The organism is Panacagrimonas sp., assembly GCF_965216805.1.
In the GTDB taxonomy this organism is placed as follows: Bacteria; Pseudomonadota; Gammaproteobacteria; order Nevskiales; family Nevskiaceae; genus Panacagrimonas.
This window is the reverse complement of the sequence record NZ_CBDCGN010000002.1, coordinates 203,592-219,773: the sequence shown is the minus strand read 5'-3', so window position 1 is coordinate 219,773 and position 16,182 is coordinate 203,592. Positions and strand designations below refer to the sequence as shown.

12 protein-coding genes and 1 tRNA gene are annotated in these 16,182 nt (G+C 66.6%); 12 read left to right on the top strand and 1 reads right to left on the bottom strand.

All coding sequences use genetic code 11. The annotated features are described in order from the left end of the window. Window positions 1-38 precede the first annotated feature (38 nt). A complete protein-coding gene (locus ACOOHP_RS01100) occupies window positions 39-857 on the bottom strand; it encodes a sulfatase-like hydrolase/transferase (protein ID WP_420464622.1) in 819 nt (272 codons plus the stop codon). A gap of 423 nt (window positions 858-1,280) precedes the next feature. On the opposite strand from ACOOHP_RS01100, the gene ACOOHP_RS01095 reads away from it, so the two are divergent. The 12 genes from ACOOHP_RS01095 to ACOOHP_RS01040 all read left to right on the top strand — a co-directional run bounded on the left by ACOOHP_RS01095 (window position 1,281) and on the right by ACOOHP_RS01040 (window position 16,096). Beyond that, window positions 1,281-1,356: transfer RNA gene (locus ACOOHP_RS01095), tRNA-Thr, on the top strand. A 173-nt stretch (window positions 1,357-1,529) separates the two neighbouring features. Then, window positions 1,530-2,774, top strand: a complete 1,245-nt coding sequence (locus tag ACOOHP_RS01090; RefSeq protein WP_420464621.1) for a tyrosine-type recombinase/integrase — start codon at window positions 1,530-1,532, stop codon at window positions 2,772-2,774. Window positions 2,775-2,883: 109 nt separating this feature from the next. Then, window positions 2,884-3,225 (top strand): hypothetical protein, encoded by a 342-nt coding sequence (locus tag ACOOHP_RS01085; RefSeq protein WP_420464620.1) that lies wholly within the window; start codon window positions 2,884-2,886, stop codon window positions 3,223-3,225. A 123-nt stretch (window positions 3,226-3,348) separates the two neighbouring features. Beyond that, window positions 3,349-3,648 (top strand): hypothetical protein, encoded by a 300-nt coding sequence (locus ACOOHP_RS01080; protein ID WP_420464619.1) that lies wholly within the window; start codon window positions 3,349-3,351, stop codon window positions 3,646-3,648. A 186-nt stretch (window positions 3,649-3,834) separates the two neighbouring features. Continuing rightward, window positions 3,835-4,533: a hypothetical protein gene (locus ACOOHP_RS01075; RefSeq protein WP_420464618.1), complete on the top strand. Its 699-nt coding sequence runs from the start codon at window positions 3,835-3,837 to the stop codon at window positions 4,531-4,533. Window positions 4,534-4,568: 35 nt separating this feature from the next. Further along, entirely contained in the window at window positions 4,569-4,817 is a 249-nt protein-coding gene (locus tag ACOOHP_RS01070; RefSeq protein ID WP_420464617.1) for a helix-turn-helix transcriptional regulator, read from the top strand. A gap of 310 nt (window positions 4,818-5,127) precedes the next feature. Beyond that, window positions 5,128-5,811 (top strand): hypothetical protein, encoded by a 684-nt coding sequence (locus ACOOHP_RS01065; protein ID WP_420464616.1) that lies wholly within the window; start codon window positions 5,128-5,130, stop codon window positions 5,809-5,811. Next, window positions 5,808-6,077: a hypothetical protein gene (locus ACOOHP_RS01060; RefSeq protein ID WP_420464615.1), complete on the top strand. Its 270-nt coding sequence runs from the start codon at window positions 5,808-5,810 to the stop codon at window positions 6,075-6,077. Before ACOOHP_RS01065 ends, ACOOHP_RS01060 begins: the two co-directional genes overlap by 4 nt. Then, window positions 6,070-8,985, top strand: coding sequence for a DUF927 domain-containing protein (locus ACOOHP_RS01055; protein WP_420464614.1), 2,916 nt, complete (start codon window positions 6,070-6,072; stop codon window positions 8,983-8,985). Before ACOOHP_RS01060 ends, ACOOHP_RS01055 begins: the two co-directional genes overlap by 8 nt. 851 nt (window positions 8,986-9,836) lie before the next feature. Beyond that, window positions 9,837-11,657 carry an acyl-CoA dehydrogenase C-terminal domain-containing protein gene (locus ACOOHP_RS01050; protein WP_420464613.1) on the top strand — a complete coding sequence of 607 codons (1,821 nt, stop codon included), beginning with the start codon at window positions 9,837-9,839 and terminating at the stop codon, window positions 11,655-11,657. Between the two features lie 210 nt (window positions 11,658-11,867). Further along, a complete protein-coding gene (locus tag ACOOHP_RS01045) occupies window positions 11,868-15,071 on the top strand; it encodes a response regulator (RefSeq protein ID WP_420466923.1) in 3,204 nt (1,067 codons plus the stop codon). After that, on the top strand, window positions 15,068-16,096 hold the full coding sequence (locus tag ACOOHP_RS01040; protein ID WP_420464612.1) for an HD domain-containing phosphohydrolase: 1,029 nt from the start codon (window positions 15,068-15,070) through the stop codon (window positions 16,094-16,096). Before ACOOHP_RS01045 ends, ACOOHP_RS01040 begins: the two co-directional genes overlap by 4 nt. The last annotated feature ends 86 nt before the right edge of the window (window positions 16,097-16,182 follow it).

The window sequence follows — 16,182 nt, the reverse complement described above, 5'->3', positions numbered from 1 at the left end:
GTCGAAGCCGCGCCCCTCTCCAAGAGCGCCGGCAACCGTCACTTTTTTCGCCCCTCGAGGAACGGCACTTCGAGCACCTTCTCGTGCACGATCGGGCCATGCCCGAAATAGCCGCTCTCGCCGAAGCATTCGCCGTGATCGGCGGTCACGATGAAATGCGTGCCGACCGGCGATTGACTGATGAGGGCATCGAGCACGCCATCGACGTACTCGACCGTCTTGATCTGTTGCTGATGCAGGTCCTGCATCTGCCGCTCGTCAAAAAACTGATCCTGCTGCGCCTGGCCCAATTCGTCGTCCATGCGCTTGAACACGCCGTGCACGCCAGAGATGTGCGGCAGTGAGTCGCCGTCCAGCATGTAGGGATAATGGGTCTCGCCGAGATTGCAGAAATAGAACTGCGGCTCGTCCTCGTCGAATTCGATGTCCTTGACCATGCCGGCGAAGTCGTTGTGGTTCGCCATCAGCTTGTAGTCGTCGAAATGCTTGTTGAGGTGACAGGTCGGGTTGAGCACCGGCAGCGACATGCGCGCACAGGTGCGGTAGCCGTGGTCCTGCAACACCTTGGGTAACGACAGGTTCGGCACGAAGCTCTTGAACGACAGCCCATCGATGCCCAGACGGTCCACCCACTTCACGAAATCCTGCTTGTACACCTCTGAGGCAAACACCCCTTGCGGGCTGCGATGGGGGATCATGCCCATCAGGTAGGTGTAGTGCGACGGCGACGTCCAGGAGGCAAACGAATAGCGCCGCTCGCCCAACCCCAGACGATCCATGTTTGGCGTCTTGGCCCGCTGGTAGCTGTCGAAGCGGCAGCTATCCATGACCAGAAAGATTAGGTTGTTGCCGCTCATTCAAGACCGCCTGACATGAAAAATAATCCGTAGTCAATTGATAAAAAAGCAGAAAATAGGAAATTACTGCGGGCATGCAAAAGCGCCGGTCCTCTCACGAATCGGCGCCAAGCCTTTGTAGCACGTCGCAAAGCCGCTGACACGCCGCGCCATCGGCAGAAATGACAGGAAAACGTGGGCAATGATCATTGCGCTGGCTCCCTGGAAAAGCGCTCGGGCATCGCGCCCAGACCATGCTTTCCCGCCTGCCAACATCCTGCCACGCCAAGATTCCGACACGGCGCCGTACAACCCTCCGCTGCAGCCCTTTTGTCGGACCCGGTCTGCAACTTTGGCATAGCGCACCGTTGCCGCGCCAAACCCTACCGCTGATCGGCGGATGTCGGTCCGGTCAGTAGGCTAGAATCGCGGCCCGCAGGCCAAGCCGGCATAGCTCAGTTGGTAGAGCACCTGATTTGTAATCAGGGGGTCGCGGGTTCGATCCCTGCTGCCGGCACCATTTGAACATCCAAGGGCTTCCGAGTACGGCGTTAATTGGCCCGGAAGTGCGCGGTTTTGCAGGTTTTCCCGTCAAACAACGTCCAAGAGCGTCCGAGGGAAGCCATTGCTTGATGCGGGTACTTTTGCGGGTATTTTCTGATTCGCCGAATTCTGGCGAACCGAGATACCCGCATGGCTACCCTTACCGACACGCTAATTCGCAGCGCGCGTCCGGCCACAAAGCCTCACAAGCTCCCTCGCGAGTCCGGCCTGTTTGTCCTGGTGACGCCTACCGGCGGCAAGCTGTGGCGGTTCGGCTATCGCTTCGGCGGCAAGGAACGATTGCTGTCCTTCGGCAGCTATCCCGCCGTCACGCTACGGCAGGCGCGCGAGCGCCGCGAGCAGGCGCGACGCCTGATTGCTGACGGGATCGACCCGAGCGCGCAACGGAAGTCCGACAAGGCCCGTCGGACGCTCGATTCAGCAAACACTTTCGGGACGATTGCGGAGGCGTGGCTACAGCTACAACGCGGATCACTGGCGCCCATCACATTCGACAAGGCCCGATGGATGCTGGAGTTGGTCTACCCGCACCTTGGGCACATGGCCCTGGTGGAAATCCAACCACCGGACGTGCTCCGCGCACTCCGCCCCCTCGAAAGCGCCGGCAAGCTGGAAACGATGCACCGGGTCAAGGCCCGCATATCGCAGGTTTTCCGATACGCCGTCGGGATCGGCGCCGCGACCAGCGATCCGTGCCGCGATCTGCGCGGCGCACTCAAGGCCAAGCCATCGACGCGCCATTTCAGCGCCCTGACTGATCCCGTCGCGGTAGGCGCCTTGATGCGGGCCATCGACGGCTACAGCGGGACATTCACCGTCCGCGGCGCGTTGCGCCTGGCGCCCCTGCTGTTCGTTCGCCCTGGCGAGCTGCGCACCGCGCAATGGCCGCAGTTCGACATTGACGGCCCGGCGCCATCGTGGCGCTACCACGTCTCGAAGACCCGCGCCGACCACATCGTGCCGTTGTGCACGCAGGCTGTCGCGATTCTGCGCGAGCTGCGCACGCTCACTGGCGGCGGCATCCATGGCAAGCCGGACGCGCCGCGCTACGTTTTTCCGGGCGCTCGAAGCCGCCTGCGCCCCATGTGCGAGAACGCCGTGAATGCCGCGTTGCGCGGCCTGGGCTACACCGGCGAGCAGATGACCGGCCACGGATTCCGGGCCACGGCGCGCACGCTGCTGTCCGAGCTGGGCTGGAAGCCTGACGCCATCGAACGCCAATTGGCGCACAAGGCCAGCGGCCCATTGGGCGCGGCCTATGACCGCGCGCAGTACCTGCAGGAGCGCCGACAGATGATGCAGGCCTGGGCCGATTACCTGGACGGATTGAAGCGCGGCACCGTGGTGCAGGGCGCTTTCGGTCGCGCTGCCTGATTGATCGATTCACCGCGACGCCCGGCGGCGGATCACAGCCGGGCATGAGGCGGGCCGATGGCGTGGTGACACACGCCGCCGGCCCTGACTCGCAACATGGAGTAGACCCATGAAGCAAGCTGATTTGAACGCTACCCCAAACGAAGCGGCCCCGCCGATCCCTGGTGCCAGTACCGCGTCGGATGGCGCCGTCTGCACCCGCAAGGATGCCGAGCTGTTCGGCATGAACGCCAGCTATGTGATCCCCGCCGGCACCCTCGCCACTGCTCTGATGAACGATGCCAGCGTCTTTACCGGGGAGGCGCTGGCCGTCCTGGCGGTTGCGGCCGAATCACGATGCCCCGATCTGATCGAGGCCGCGGCCAGACTGGCTTCGATGGCCAAGGCTGCAATGGATGCGGCGAACGCGGTTGCCGAACCCGCACTGAGCCAAGCAGCTGCACCACGGTAACCGAAGCAATGCGCTTCGCTCACCACTGGAGCCGCTTTGCCGCACCCATCCGGGAGGGGCGCCGTTCGCCCCCTCGACCTTCCCGCCCCGTCTCGCGCGGGGCACCTTCACCTTGGAGTCATCATGAACAACCCGATCCCCCAATCCGTCGCCATCGGCACCGAAGCCGAGCTGTTCTCGAACTGCACTCGATATCTAATCCCGCCCGACGCCCTGGCCGCGGACCTGCTTGAAGATGCCAGTACCTTCATGGGCGAAGCTCAGACCATCATCGAGCTGATGGGCATGGCGCAGCAGCACGACAGCGAACTGCGCCATGGCGACCTGCTGATGACCGCGGCCCGCCTGGTGGAGATGGCCAAGGGCGCGTTAGACGCCGCGATCCCGGCCGTCCCCGGCGCCCCGCCCCCTGACGCGGACTGAGGCGCTGGCGCCGGGTCCCGCGATCCGGCATCGTTAAATCGCCGCACCTAGCCCGACGGGGCGAAAAGCCGGACACCTTCAGCGGCCTGGTGCGGCGACCTTCTTGAAGGTTGCGCAGGAAGGTGCGCGATGGATGACGGGGACAGCGACAAACCACCGCCGCGCGGGCGCGGGAAGCGACGCAGGGTGTTCGTCGAACCGGCCCGCCTGCAGTGGACCAGCGAAGGACTGGACGCGCGCCCGTTCAAGTTCACCGAGGCACAACGGGCGGAGTTGAAGGCGATCACGCCGAAACGTCCAAATGGAAGGCCCCGTCAGATTGACGACCGCCTGATTGCCGAGATTGAGAGGATCGTCCTATTCGAGTACGCAGATTCCTCGCGCTATCTTGAGAGGGCAAAGGAATCTGAATCAGCGGCCGCGCTCGCAACGCGAGTCCGCGCCCTGGCTGCAGACATCCAAGCGGCGCCGGAACGGATCACGACCGAGACCCTCGCCCCGGGCGAGAAAACGCACCTATGGGGGTGGATGTTGCCGGCCCTGCTGCGCGAGTACGCCGCGCTGGTGGATCGCTACGTTCCAGCGGCGCAGGCGAAGCAATTCGGGCAGCGCGGCAGCTCCACGGCGGGACCAAATCACAAGGCCATCGGCATGATCCGCCGGCGCGCGGCACAACGAATCGCCGAGGCAATGCACGCGCGCCGCGGTCTGCAAGCCACGCAAACCCATGAGAGTGTTCTGATTCGCGTTCTGCGCGTGACGTTCGCTGCTTGCGAGCCCGTGGAATGGGCCAAGTCGGCACCATTGACGGCCACGCGGCTGCACAATCTGGCAGGCAAATCCAGTGCGCGAAAACACAGCGTCGGGCGGGAAATGACGCCGTAGTAAGGACAGCCGCCGCCCCCTGATTCTGGAATCCCATGAGCAACCGGATTCCAGTGATGACCGAAGAACTACGAAGCGCTCTGATCCGCCGCCCCGAGGTTGAGGCCCGCACGGGCCTATCCCGCGCCGCGATCTACGCCGCCATGTCGCGTGGCGACTTTCCCCGCAGCATCTCGCTTGTGCCTGGCGGCCGTTCCGTCGCCTGGGTCGCGAGTGAAGTTGACCGATGGGTGCAGGGTCGCATCGCCGCCGCCCGATCCACCCCGACCGCGAGCCAAGCATGAGCCCGCGCCCCGCAAGCCCCTTCGAATGTCGCCGCTGCCGGTTCTACGCAGCTCCCCTTGATGCGGCCGAAGCCGAACCCCTGGGGGATTGCCGCGCCCAATCGCCAGGGCTACGCGCCGGCACTGGACACGCGAGCTGGCCGCAGGTTCGCGCGGACCAGTGGTGCGGCAAGTTCTCCGCCGTGACGCCGGCCGACTAGCGGCCCTTTCTCCCTTTCCCCGTTTCACCCCACGACGGCCCCACCGGGCGCCGTGTGGACCTTTGCGGCCCGCGTTTGGCGGGCTGATCCATCACATATCGGAGTAAACCATGAAGAGCTTTCTTGAATCCCTGAAGCGCAGCCGCAGCGAGTACGCGGCGAAGATCGAGGCCACGCGCGACGCGGACAACAAGCGCCACTATGACGCGCAGCTTTCGCGCCTCGACCGGCTGATTCACGCCGACAACAATCTGCAGGCGGCCATTGCAACGCGGCGCAGCGCGCAAGCCCGTGCAACCGAATGCCGCGAACGGCTCGCGCGTATGGACAAGGTGCTTTCCGACATTGCGCAGGAACTGAGCACGGCCAAAGAGCAGGCCACCGCCGCGCTGAATGATTCGGCGACTGCAGCCATCGCCGCACGCATCGAAGGGCGCCAGTACAAGCGACCCGCGCAGCCGTTCGAAACCACGCTGCAGGCCCTGGAGGCTGAGCACACCGAGGCGCAGCGACGCCACGCTGCAGCGACGACCGAGACCGCTGAAGCAGCGGCTGAAGCGCTCAACGCGCAGCGTGTGCTTTACCTCGCCCGCGCGTCCGTTGCGGAGCTGCGGTTCGAAGCGGCCAAGGCGGAATTTCTGCCCGCGGCCGAAGCGCTGCGCGCGGCGCAATCGCTGGCGACCGGTTCGTGGAGCGCGGCACCGCTAACCCTGCAGTTGGACCGCGTCAGCATCCGCGAGCGCGCCGATGCGATCCGCGTAGAGCTGGACATCGGCGCGGCTGATTCGCAATGAGCGACTTATTGCCCGCAGGCCCCGCCCCGGTGCTGCCTGGCTATCGCGCCAGGCCACCGGGCGGTGACGGCAAGCCGCCGCGCACACGCGCGGCCGGCGAGAGTTGCAGGGCCTGCCGGCACTTCAATCGCGACACCACCGACGCATGCCGCGGGCTGTGCGACGCCGATCTATTCGACCCGCAAGGCGCGCTCTTTGCGCGCCGCAAGCCGGTGACGATCCACGACTGGTGCGACCGGTTTTCGCCACGGACTGAGCATGACTGACCGCCCCCTGCTGTCCCTATCGGAAATCCTCGACCAGTTCCGCGCCGCGATGGCTGACGCGGGACTGGCACCGTCTGATCCTTCCGTGATCGTGGCCGACGGGACGCTACATCGCTTTCATGTGGAGGGCGACAAGCGCAACACGCGCAACGGCTGGCTGGTGCTGCATGCCGACGGCATACCGGCCGGCGAGTTCGGCACCTGGAAGGACGCCGGCGCGTCGCACACCTGGTGCGCGAAGATCGAGCGCGAGCTGACCGCCGCGGAGCGTGAGCAAGCCCGGCGCCGGATCGAGGCCGCACGCACGGCCAGGGCTGCGGCATTGGAAGCCGACCGCGCCAAGGCCAGGGCCAAGGCCGCACGGCTGTGGAAGGAAGCGCGCCAGGCCGTCACCGTCACGCATCCTTACCTGGTGGCCAAGGGTGTGAAGCCCTACGGCATCCGCCAGCTACGCGAGCAATTGCTGGTGCCGTTGCGCGATACCGCTGGCGCGCTGCAGGGCCTGCAGTTCATACAGGCGGACGGCTCTAAGAAGTTCGGCACCGGCACCGCCAAGGCTGGCCACTATCACGGCATCGGCAGGCCGCAGGCCGGCGCGGTGCTCGCGATCTGCGAGGGCTACGCCACCGGCGCCACGGTGCATGAGCTGACCGGCTGGCCGGTGGCCATCGCCTTCGACGCCGGCAACCTGCGACCCGTTGCCGAGGCCCTGCGCGCCAAGCTGCCGGACGTGCGCCTGGTGGTCTGCGCCGATAACGACCACGTCACCTTTTTGAATCCCGGAATAGCCAAGGCACAGGACGCCGCGCAGGCGGTGGGCGCGGTGGTGATCGCACCCGAGTTCAGCCAGGCCGAAGGCGAGCTGAGCGACTGGAACGATGCGGCGCGGGCCTGGGGCGCGGAGCGCGCGCGCAGCGAGCTTTTGCGAGGGGTGGAGGTTGCCACCGCGGCCAACCCGGTGGAGCCGCCGCAGCGCAGCGCAGAAGCGCCTGCGCCTGTGGCCGACGCCGCGCCCCAGCCCGCAGCCACCGGCCGCCGCGTGGCGAGCCTGGACGAAGCGCGCAGCAAGAAGCGCGGCAGCAGCGGCAAGCCCGCGGCGCCGGCCACGAATCGCGCGCGCGACGATTACCCCGCGGGGTTCACGGTCGATATCGATGCGGTGTGGTTTCGCGCTCGCGGTAGGGGTCCCGACGAACCCCTGGAGCCGCCCTTTCGCGTCAGCCCGCCCCTGCGCGTGCTGGCGCGGCTGCGCGACACCGAGCAAGAGAACTGGGGTTTGCTGATCGAGTTCGCCGACGCCGACGGCCACGCGCATCGATGGGCCTTGCCCTGGCGGATGTTCAGCGGCTCGGGTGAAGAGATGCGCTCCGAGCTGCTGCGCCAGGGGTTCTTCGTGCCGCCATCGCAGCGCGCGCGCAATCTGTTCGTGGAGTATCTGGCGCAGGCGCGGCCCAATCAGCACGCGCGATCGGTGGAGCGCACCGGCTGGCATGGCGAGGGCGCGCGGCGCGTGTTCGTGCTGCCGGATCGCACCATCGGCGACGCCGCCGAGGCGGTGTATTTCCAATCCGAATCCCTGCGCGACCGCGTGTATCGCCAGGCTGGCGAGCTGGCGGAGTGGCGCAGCGATGTGGCCGATCTGTGCCGCGGCAATTCGCGCCTGGTGTTCGCGGTGTCGATGTCCTTCGCCTCGATGCTGCTGCACTGGGTGGATGAAGAATCCGGCGGCTTTCACCTGCGCGGCGGTTCGAGCACCGGCAAGACCACGGCGCTGCGCGTGGCGGCGAGCGTGTTTGGCGGGCCGGACTATTTGCGGCGATGGAATACGACAGCGAATGGTCTGGAACCTGTAGCCGCCATGCACAACGATGCGCTGCTGACGCTCGATGAGCTGGCGCAGATTGAGCCTAAGGCGGCCGGCGCTGCGGCGTACGCCCTTGGGAACGGCGCCGGGAAACAACGCGCCCACCGCGGCGGATCGGCTCGCCCGGTGCTGCGCTGGCGTCTGCTGTTCCTGAGTGCGGGTGAAATCTCCCTGGCTGAACACATGCGCCAGGACGGCAAGCGCGCACAGGCCGGGCAGGAAACACGCCTGGCAGAGATCCCGGCCGATGCCGGCGCCGGGCGCGGGTTGTTCGAGCAGCTGCACGGCCATCGCGATGCCGCAGCGTTCTCGCGTGCGCTGTGCGCCACCGCCGCGCAGTACCACGGGACGGCAGCACCCGCCTTTATCGAGGGGGTATTGCGCCAGGTGGGCACGCTGGCGGACGCGATCAAGACCGAGCGCGCCGGGTTCTGTGCGGCGGTGCTGCCACCGCGGGCCGACGGCCAGGCGCACCGCGTGGCGAATCGCTTTGCCCTGGTGGCGGTGGCCGGTGAGCTGGCCTCGCGCCTGGGCATCACCGGATGGGAGGCCGGCGAGGCCGACGGCGCAGCGCGCACCTGTTTTCGCGCGTGGTTGGAGCTGCGCGGCGGTGCCGCCAATGTGGAGCCGGCCCGCATGGTGGCGCAGGTGCGCCAGTTCCTCGAACGACACGGCGAGTCCCGCTTTGCACCCTGGAAGGATGACGGCTCGGGCGACTGGATCACCAAGGACCGCGCCGGCTTTCGCAAGGCGTTCGTACAGGAAGGCACGCTGGAATCCGCCGATGGGTTCTATGTGCTGCGCGAGACCTTCCGCGATGAAATGTGCGCCGGATTCGATCCGCGCGACGTGGCCAGGGCCTTGGAGGATGCCGGGGCGCTGCAGCGGGATGAGAAGAGCCGCAAGTTCACCCAGCGGGTGCGCTTGCCCCGGCTCGGGCTGACCTGGTGCTACATGATCCTGCCGAGCATCTGGCAGGCCGGCGACGACGCAGCGGCAGCGGAAACAGGCGAAGCCGGGCACATGCCGAGGGCGGCGAGCTAGAAATGTTGCGGGGTCAGCGGGGACAGCGGGGACACTCCATGGAAGCTATTGAGTTGACAGAGTTTCCCTGTCCCCGCTTCTGCCCCTGCTTTGTCCCCGCCCACCACCATGCGGGGACAGATTCCGCGACCGCAAGTTGTCCCCGCTGACCCCGCAGTGACCCCCGGCATGCACGCTGATGCGGGGACAAATAACCATATCAGGATCATGAAGTTAGAGAGTTTGTCCCCGCTGACCCCGCTGACCCCGCAGGTTTCGGCATGGGCGCGGGTCCTTCTGGGCATCACGGTACGGGGTAATTCGAGCCCCCCTCGCGCGCCAGCGGCTGGCTATTGGTTGGCTTGACAGGATGGTTGACGGTTGACGTTTCCGGGTTGCGGGACCGATTCGAGCTGCAATCAGAGCCTGCGGCGCCGCGCAGGCACCGCCCGCCCCCTGATCCGGCCCGTTCCTGGTGATCCCCGACCCCTGCTAAGCCGCGCCGAAAAACGGGGCGCAGAGCCGCCGCGTGTCCGCGCGCGGCCGGCGACTACATCGGCCAGCGAGGGGCGCCGTTCGTCAGAATCGACCCTGCCCGTTCGCGGCTGATTCGGCTCAACAAGCATGACAACGGGCGCGATCAGGCAGGCACGCAACGAAAGTGCGGGTACATTTGCGGGTATCTCTGCGAGCATGTCATGAGGATTGTTCGCACGATCAGAGACGTGGCGAAACTTCTCTAACCCTGCTGCCACCATTGATCGAGATCCGGCCGGACGCTTCGGCCCGAGCGCCACGTGGCAAAACCGATTGGCCAATGGCTTCGAGCGGTGGCTGGGCAAGAATCGCCGATCCCCCTCCGGATCAGCCTCATGCCTGTCTACAAAGCCCCGCTGCGCGACATGCGCTTCCTGATCAACGAAGTGTTCGACTACCCGAAGCACTACGCCGGCCTGTCCAACGGCAAGGACGCCGATCCGGACACGGTCAACAGCATCCTCGACGAGTGCGCGCGCTTCTGCGAGGAAGTACTGGCGCCGATCAACCTGCCCGGCGACGCCGAGGGCTGTCATTTCGACAACGGCGAGGTGCGGACGCCCAGAGGCTTCAAGGACGCCTACGACCAGTACGTGGCCGGCGGCTGGCAGGGCCTTTCGCATCCCGCCGAATACGGCGGTCAGGGCCTGCCGATGTCGATGGGCCTGTTCAAGTCCGAGATGATGGGCACCGCCAACTGGTCGTTCACCATGTACCCGGGGCTGTCGCTGGGGGCGATGAACACGATCATGCAGTACGCCGGCCCGGAGCTGCTCAAGGTCTACATGCCGCCGCTGGTCGAAGGCCGCTGGACCGGCACCATGTGCCTGACCGAGCCGCAGTGCGGCACCGACCTGGGCCAGGTCAAGACCCGGGCCGAGCCGCGCGCCGACGGCACCTATGCGCTGACCGGCACCAAGATCTTCATCTCGGCCGGCGAACACGATCTGGCCGAGAACATCGTTCACGTGGTGCTGGCGCGCCTGCCCGACGCGCCTGCCGGCACGCGCGGCATCTCGCTGTTCGTGGTGCCCAAGTTCCTGCCCAACGCAGACGGAACAGTGGGCGAGCGAAACCCGGTGGTGTGCGCGTCCATCGAACACAAGATGGGCATCAAGGCCTCGGCCACCGCAGTGCTGAACTTCGACAGCGCCGTCGGGCACATGATCGGCGAGCCCAACCAGGGCCTGGAGGCCATGTTCACCTTCATGAACACCGCGCGCATCGGCACCGCGACCCAGGGCGTGTGCCATGCCGAACTGTCGTTCCAGGGAGCGCTGGCCTACGCAAAGGACCGGCGCTCGATGCGCGCGTTGTCGGGCAAGAAGGAACCCGACGAGGTCGCCGACAGCATCATCCATCACGCCGACGTGCGGCGCATGCTGCTGACGCAGAAAGCTGTCGCCGAGGGCGGCCGCGCGATGCTGTACTTCGCCGGCCAGTACGCCGATCACATGGTCAACGGCATCCTGGAAAACGATGAGGCCAAGTACAAGAGGTGGGACGACAAGCTCGGCTTTCTCACCCCCATCCTCAAAGGCTTCCTGACCGAGATGGGCCTGGAGGCAGCCAACCACGGCATGCAGGTGTTCGGCGGCCACGGCTACATCGCCGAACACGGCATGGAACAGATTGCGCGGGACGCCCGCATCGCCACGCTCTATGAAGGCACCACCGGCATCCAGGCGCTGGACCTGCTGGGTCGCAAGGTGCTGCTGCAGACGCGCGGCAAGGCGGTGCGCGAGTTCACCGGCATGATCGCCAAGTTCGCGATGGAGCACATGACCCACGCCAAGCTGCGCCGCTATGCCACCGATCTGGCCAAGCTGGCGGCGGAATGGAACGTACTGACCGTGCGCATCATGCTGGCGGCGCGCAAGGATCGCGACGTGGTCAGCGCCGCCAGCCATCACTTCCTGATGTATTCGGGTTACGTGGTCATGGCCTACTTCTGGGCCTTGCAGGCGGCGGTGGCGTCGCAGAAGCTGGCGCAGGAAAACGGCTCGGAATCGGCCGCCTTCTACAAGGCCAAGATCGCCACCGCGCGGTTTTACTTCGACCACCTGCTGCCGCGCGCCAAGGCCCACGCCAGCGCCATGACCAAGCCCGGCAAGTCGCTGACCAAGCTGGCGCCGGAGCACTTCGCCTTTCACTGAGCCCTCCGCGGCCGCTGATGCCCAGTCGCAGCAAGCTGGTTAGTATGGTCCCGTACAGGTGGGGACAACACCGGCATGGGGTCAGCGCGGACGGGGGTTGCGGTCGCGGCAGCGGCGGTTCCGGCGCCGGCTAGAGCCGTCCTGTCCGACGCCGCCGCGGCAACCGAAACAACGCTGTTCTGGAACATAAGCGTATCGCTACCCTTGCTGGTGGCCGGTGTGCTGCTGCTGTTCTGGGCACTGCACCTGCGCCGCGAAATCCGGCAGCGTGCTGCGCTGGAGCGCGAACTGCGGCGGGCGCAAGCCCAGACCGGCGCCGACCTGGCCAAGACCCGCACCCAGTTCGAGGCGATTCTCAACAACGCGCCGATGGCGATCTGGGTGAAGGATCGCGACGGCCGCTACCTGCTGGCCAACGAGACCTACCGCGATCTGTTCGATATCCAGCCCGGGCGCGCCATCGTCGGCGAGCGCGACGATTCCCTGTTCCCCGCCAAGACTGCGCTGGCGGCGCGGCGCACCGAGGCGCAGGTGATGGCCAGCGGGGTGTCTTACAGCGCGGTCGAACCGGTCGCCGCGGCGCAGGCACCAGGCCGGCGGCTGCTGACCGTGCGGTTTGCGATCCGCGACGAGCAGGGTGAAGTCCAGTCGGTCGGCGGCGTCGGCATGGACATCACCGAGCAGATGCGCATGCAGGAAGAACTGGAAGCGCTCAACGCCACGCTGGAGCGTCGCATCGTCGAGCGCAGTGCGGCCGCTGATGCCGCCAGCGAGCGCATCGTCGAGCTGTCCGATCACCTGCCCGGCATCGTGTTCGAAGGCCTGCATTTTCCGGGTGGGCAGCACCGCATCCCGTTCATGAGCGGCGCCGCGGTCGACATCCTGGGCATCGACCCGCAGCGCGTGACCGATGACATCGGTGCGCTGTTCGAGACGGTGCTGCAAGAAGACCGCCCGCAGTTGAGCGCACTGTTCGACGACCGCAGCGGCCAGGCGCGCGCCTCGTTTCGCGTGCGCCACGCAGGCAACGGCGAAGTGCGCTGGCTGCTGGTGACCGCCTCGCAACAGCAGGGCGCCGGCGGCGTGCGCCAATCGCGCGGGTTCTTCACCGACATCACCGAGATCAAGCGCCTGGAAAACGACCTGGCCAGCGCGCGCGAAGCGGCCGAATCGGCAGCGCGCACCAAGGCCAGCTTTCTGGCCAACATGAGCCACGAGATCCGCACCCCGCTCAACGCCATCATCGGCATCAGCCATCTGGTGTTGCAGACCCGGCTAGACGAGCGCCAGCACACCTATCTGAGCAAGATCGACGGTGCGGCGCATGCGCTGCTCGGCATCGTCAACGATGTGCTGGACGTGTCCAAGATCGAAGCCGGCAAGCTGGTGGTGGAGTCGGTGCCGTTCCAGCTCAACGAGGTGCTGGACAATCTGACCCTGTTGCTGGGCCAGAAAATTCAGGACAAGGGACTGGAGATGCTGTTCCGCATCGACCCGCAGGTCCCCAACGGTCTGCTCGGCGATCCGCTGCGCCTGGGCCAGGTGCTGAGCAATTTTCTGAGCAACGCCGCCAAGTTCACCGACACCGGCGAGATCGTGGTCTCGGTGGAACTGGTGGAGCGCCGTCTGGACACCGCGGTGCTGAAACTGGCGGTCACCGACACCGGCATCGGCATGAGCGAAGAACAGACCGCACGCCTGTTCCAGGCGTTCGAGCAGGCGGACAGCTCCACCACCCGACGCTTCGGCGGCACCGGTCTGGGTCTGACCATCGCCAAACACCTGGCCGAGCTGATGGGCGGCGCGGTGGGCGTGGAAAGCGAGGCCGGACTCGGCAGCTGTTTCTGGTTCACCGCCACGCTGGGGGTGCAGGCCGACAGCCGCTCGCCGAGCTGGGTGGGCACACATGATCTGGTCGGCCGCCGCGTGCTGGTGGTGGACGACAACGCCACCGCGCGCGAAATCCTGCTGTCCATGCTGCACACGCTGGGGTTTCGCGCAGACGCCTGCGACAGCGGCGAACAGGCGCTGCATGAACTGATCTCCGCCGCCGCCGCCGGACAGCCGCATGCCCTGGTGGTGCTGGACTGGAAAATGGGCGGCATCAGCGGCGCCGAAACCGCCCGCGCGGTACGCGCTCACCCCGACATCCAGCCGCAACCGGCGATCGTGATGGTGACCGCCTACGGTCGCGAAGATCTGCACGACGAATTGGCCGACGTCGCCATCGACGGCCTGCTGGTGAAGCCGGCCAGCCCCTCCGCCCTGCTCGATGCCACCCTGGTCGCCTTCGGGCGCCAGCCGCAGCGCCCGCGCGGTCGCGCGGCCAGCACGCTGTCCGCGCACCCCTCGCTGCGCGGGTGCCGGGTGCTGGTGGTGGAAGACAACGAGATCAATCGCGAAATCGCCACCGAAATCCTGCAACAGGCCGGCATGGTGGTCAGCGAGGCCGTCGACGGCCGCCAGGCCGTCGGCAAGGTCGGCTCGCAGGAATTCGACCTGGTGCTGATGGACATGCAGATGCCGGTGCTGGACGGTGTCGCCGCCACCCGCGCCATCCGCGAAGACCCGCGCCACCGCGACCTGCCCATCGTCGCAATGACCGCCAACGTCATGGCCGAGGACATCCAGCGCTGCCTGGACGCCGGCATGAACGATCACGTCGGCAAACCCATCGAGTTCGAAGAATTGATGGCCAAGCTGGCGCGATGGCTCGGGCCCGGTCGCCGCACACCGACGCCGGCGCCAATCAGATCCGCGGCGTCAGCCGCCGCGGCGCCGCTGCCACCACGGCTCGACGGTCTGGACCTGGAGGTGGCGCTGAAGAACACCGCCGACAATCCCGCACTGCTGCGCAAACTGCTGCTCAGGTTTCGCGACACCTACGGCGACACCGCCACCCGTCTGCGCCAACTGCTCGATGGCGAAGATCGCGACGCCGCGGTACGCCTGTCGCACACTCTCAAGTCGGTGGCCGGCAGTCTGGGCGCCGCCGGCGTGCAGAGCCTGGCCGCCGGCATCGAGCGCGACCTGCGCGCCGGCCAGTTGCCGGCAGCCGGCGAACTGCAGTTACTGGAGCAGGAACTGGCCCGCCTGGCGCGCGCCATCGCGACCAACGACGCCAGCGGCGACCCCGCGACCGCGGCGGAATCCAGCGCGGATTCGTTGCCGCGTGCCGGGCGTCTGCGCTCGTTGCTGCAGCAACTCCGCCAACACCTGGCCGAGGACGATATCGCCGCACTCGATCTGGCCGCGCAACTGACACCGGCCGACACCGAGGACGCCATGTGGCCGCTGGTGCAGCATCTGAAACGCCGGGTGGAAGCGTACGATTTCCAGGTGGCCGGTGGCGTGGCCGATACCCTGATCCGACAACTGGACAGCGACCGCCCCGCTCCAGGAGGTGGCCCATGAACGCAGAGCAAACCACCGTCCTGGTGGTCGACGACACGCCCGAAAACATCGACGTGCTGGGCGGCATCCTGCGGCCGCACTATCGGGTCAAGGTCGCCATCAACGGCGAGCGCGCGCTGGCGCTGGCGCGATCGGCCGAAGCGCCGGACCTGATCCTGCTGGACATCATGATGCCGGGGCTGTCCGGCTATGAGGTCTGCGCAGCGCTCAAGGAGCATCTGCCGACGCGGCACATCCCGGTCATTTTCTGCACCGCGATGGGCGAGGTGGAGGACGAGCGGCGCGGCTTCGAACTGGGCTGCGTGGACTACATCGCCAAGCCGGTGAGCGCGCCGCTGGTGCTGGCCCGGGTGCAGACCCACCTGACGCTGTACCGCACCGAACGCACCCTCGAACGACGCGTGGCGGAAAAAACCGCGGAGCTGGCCGACAACCAGGTCGAGATCATCCGCTCGCTGGGCAAGGCTGCCGAATTCAAGGACGATCACACCGGCTTTCACGTCATCCGCATGAGCCATTACGCGCGCCTGCTGGGGCGCGCCTGCGGGATGACCGCCGCCGACGCCGAGTTGTTGATGCTGGCGGCGCCGATGCACGATGTCGGCAAGATCGGCATCCCCGACCACATCCTGCGCAAACCGGCCAAGCTCGACGCCGACGAGTGGGCGACCATGCAGCAGCACGTGCAGTACGGCGCCGAGATTCTAGGCACGCATCGCTCGGAGCTGCTGCGGCTGGCCAACACCATCGCCCTAACCCATCACGAGAAGTGGGACGGCAGCGGCTATCCCGACGGTCTGGCCGGCGAAGCCATTCCCCTGGTCGGACGCATCGTGGCGATCGCGGACGTATTCGACGCCCTGTGCAGCGTGCGCCCGTACAAACCCGCGTGGCCGGTGGAACAGGTGGTGGCCTACCTGGTCGAGCAGCGCGGCAAACACTTCGACCCGCACCTGGTGGACCTGAGCCTGCCGCTGGTGCCGGAATTCATGGCACTGCGCGAACAATACCCGGACGTGCCCTGAGCCCGTCGCCGCGCCACGGCATTTGCACCAAAACGCCAGCGCGCTGCCACGTGCTGTTTCTAGAATGTCGCCGATACCGGTGCAGG

Coding starts and splice junctions, on each gene's coding strand:
- ACOOHP_RS01070 (WP_420464617.1), top strand. CDS start 4,569: ATGAGCAACCGGATTCCAGTGATGACCGAAGAACTACGAAGCGCTCTG.
- ACOOHP_RS01085 (WP_420464620.1), top strand. CDS start 2,884: ATGAAGCAAGCTGATTTGAACGCTACCCCAAACGAAGCGGCCCCGCCG.
- ACOOHP_RS01040 (WP_420464612.1), top strand. CDS start 15,068: ATGAACGCAGAGCAAACCACCGTCCTGGTGGTCGACGACACGCCCGAA.
- ACOOHP_RS01055 (WP_420464614.1), top strand. CDS start 6,070: ATGACTGACCGCCCCCTGCTGTCCCTATCGGAAATCCTCGACCAGTTC.
- ACOOHP_RS01065 (WP_420464616.1), top strand. CDS start 5,128: ATGAAGAGCTTTCTTGAATCCCTGAAGCGCAGCCGCAGCGAGTACGCG.
- ACOOHP_RS01090 (WP_420464621.1), top strand. CDS start 1,530: ATGGCTACCCTTACCGACACGCTAATTCGCAGCGCGCGTCCGGCCACA.
- ACOOHP_RS01080 (WP_420464619.1), top strand. CDS start 3,349: ATGAACAACCCGATCCCCCAATCCGTCGCCATCGGCACCGAAGCCGAG.
- ACOOHP_RS01100 (WP_420464622.1), bottom strand. CDS start 857: ATGAGCGGCAACAACCTAATCTTTCTGGTCATGGATAGCTGCCGCTTC.
- ACOOHP_RS01060 (WP_420464615.1), top strand. CDS start 5,808: ATGAGCGACTTATTGCCCGCAGGCCCCGCCCCGGTGCTGCCTGGCTAT.
- ACOOHP_RS01050 (WP_420464613.1), top strand. CDS start 9,837: ATGCCTGTCTACAAAGCCCCGCTGCGCGACATGCGCTTCCTGATCAAC.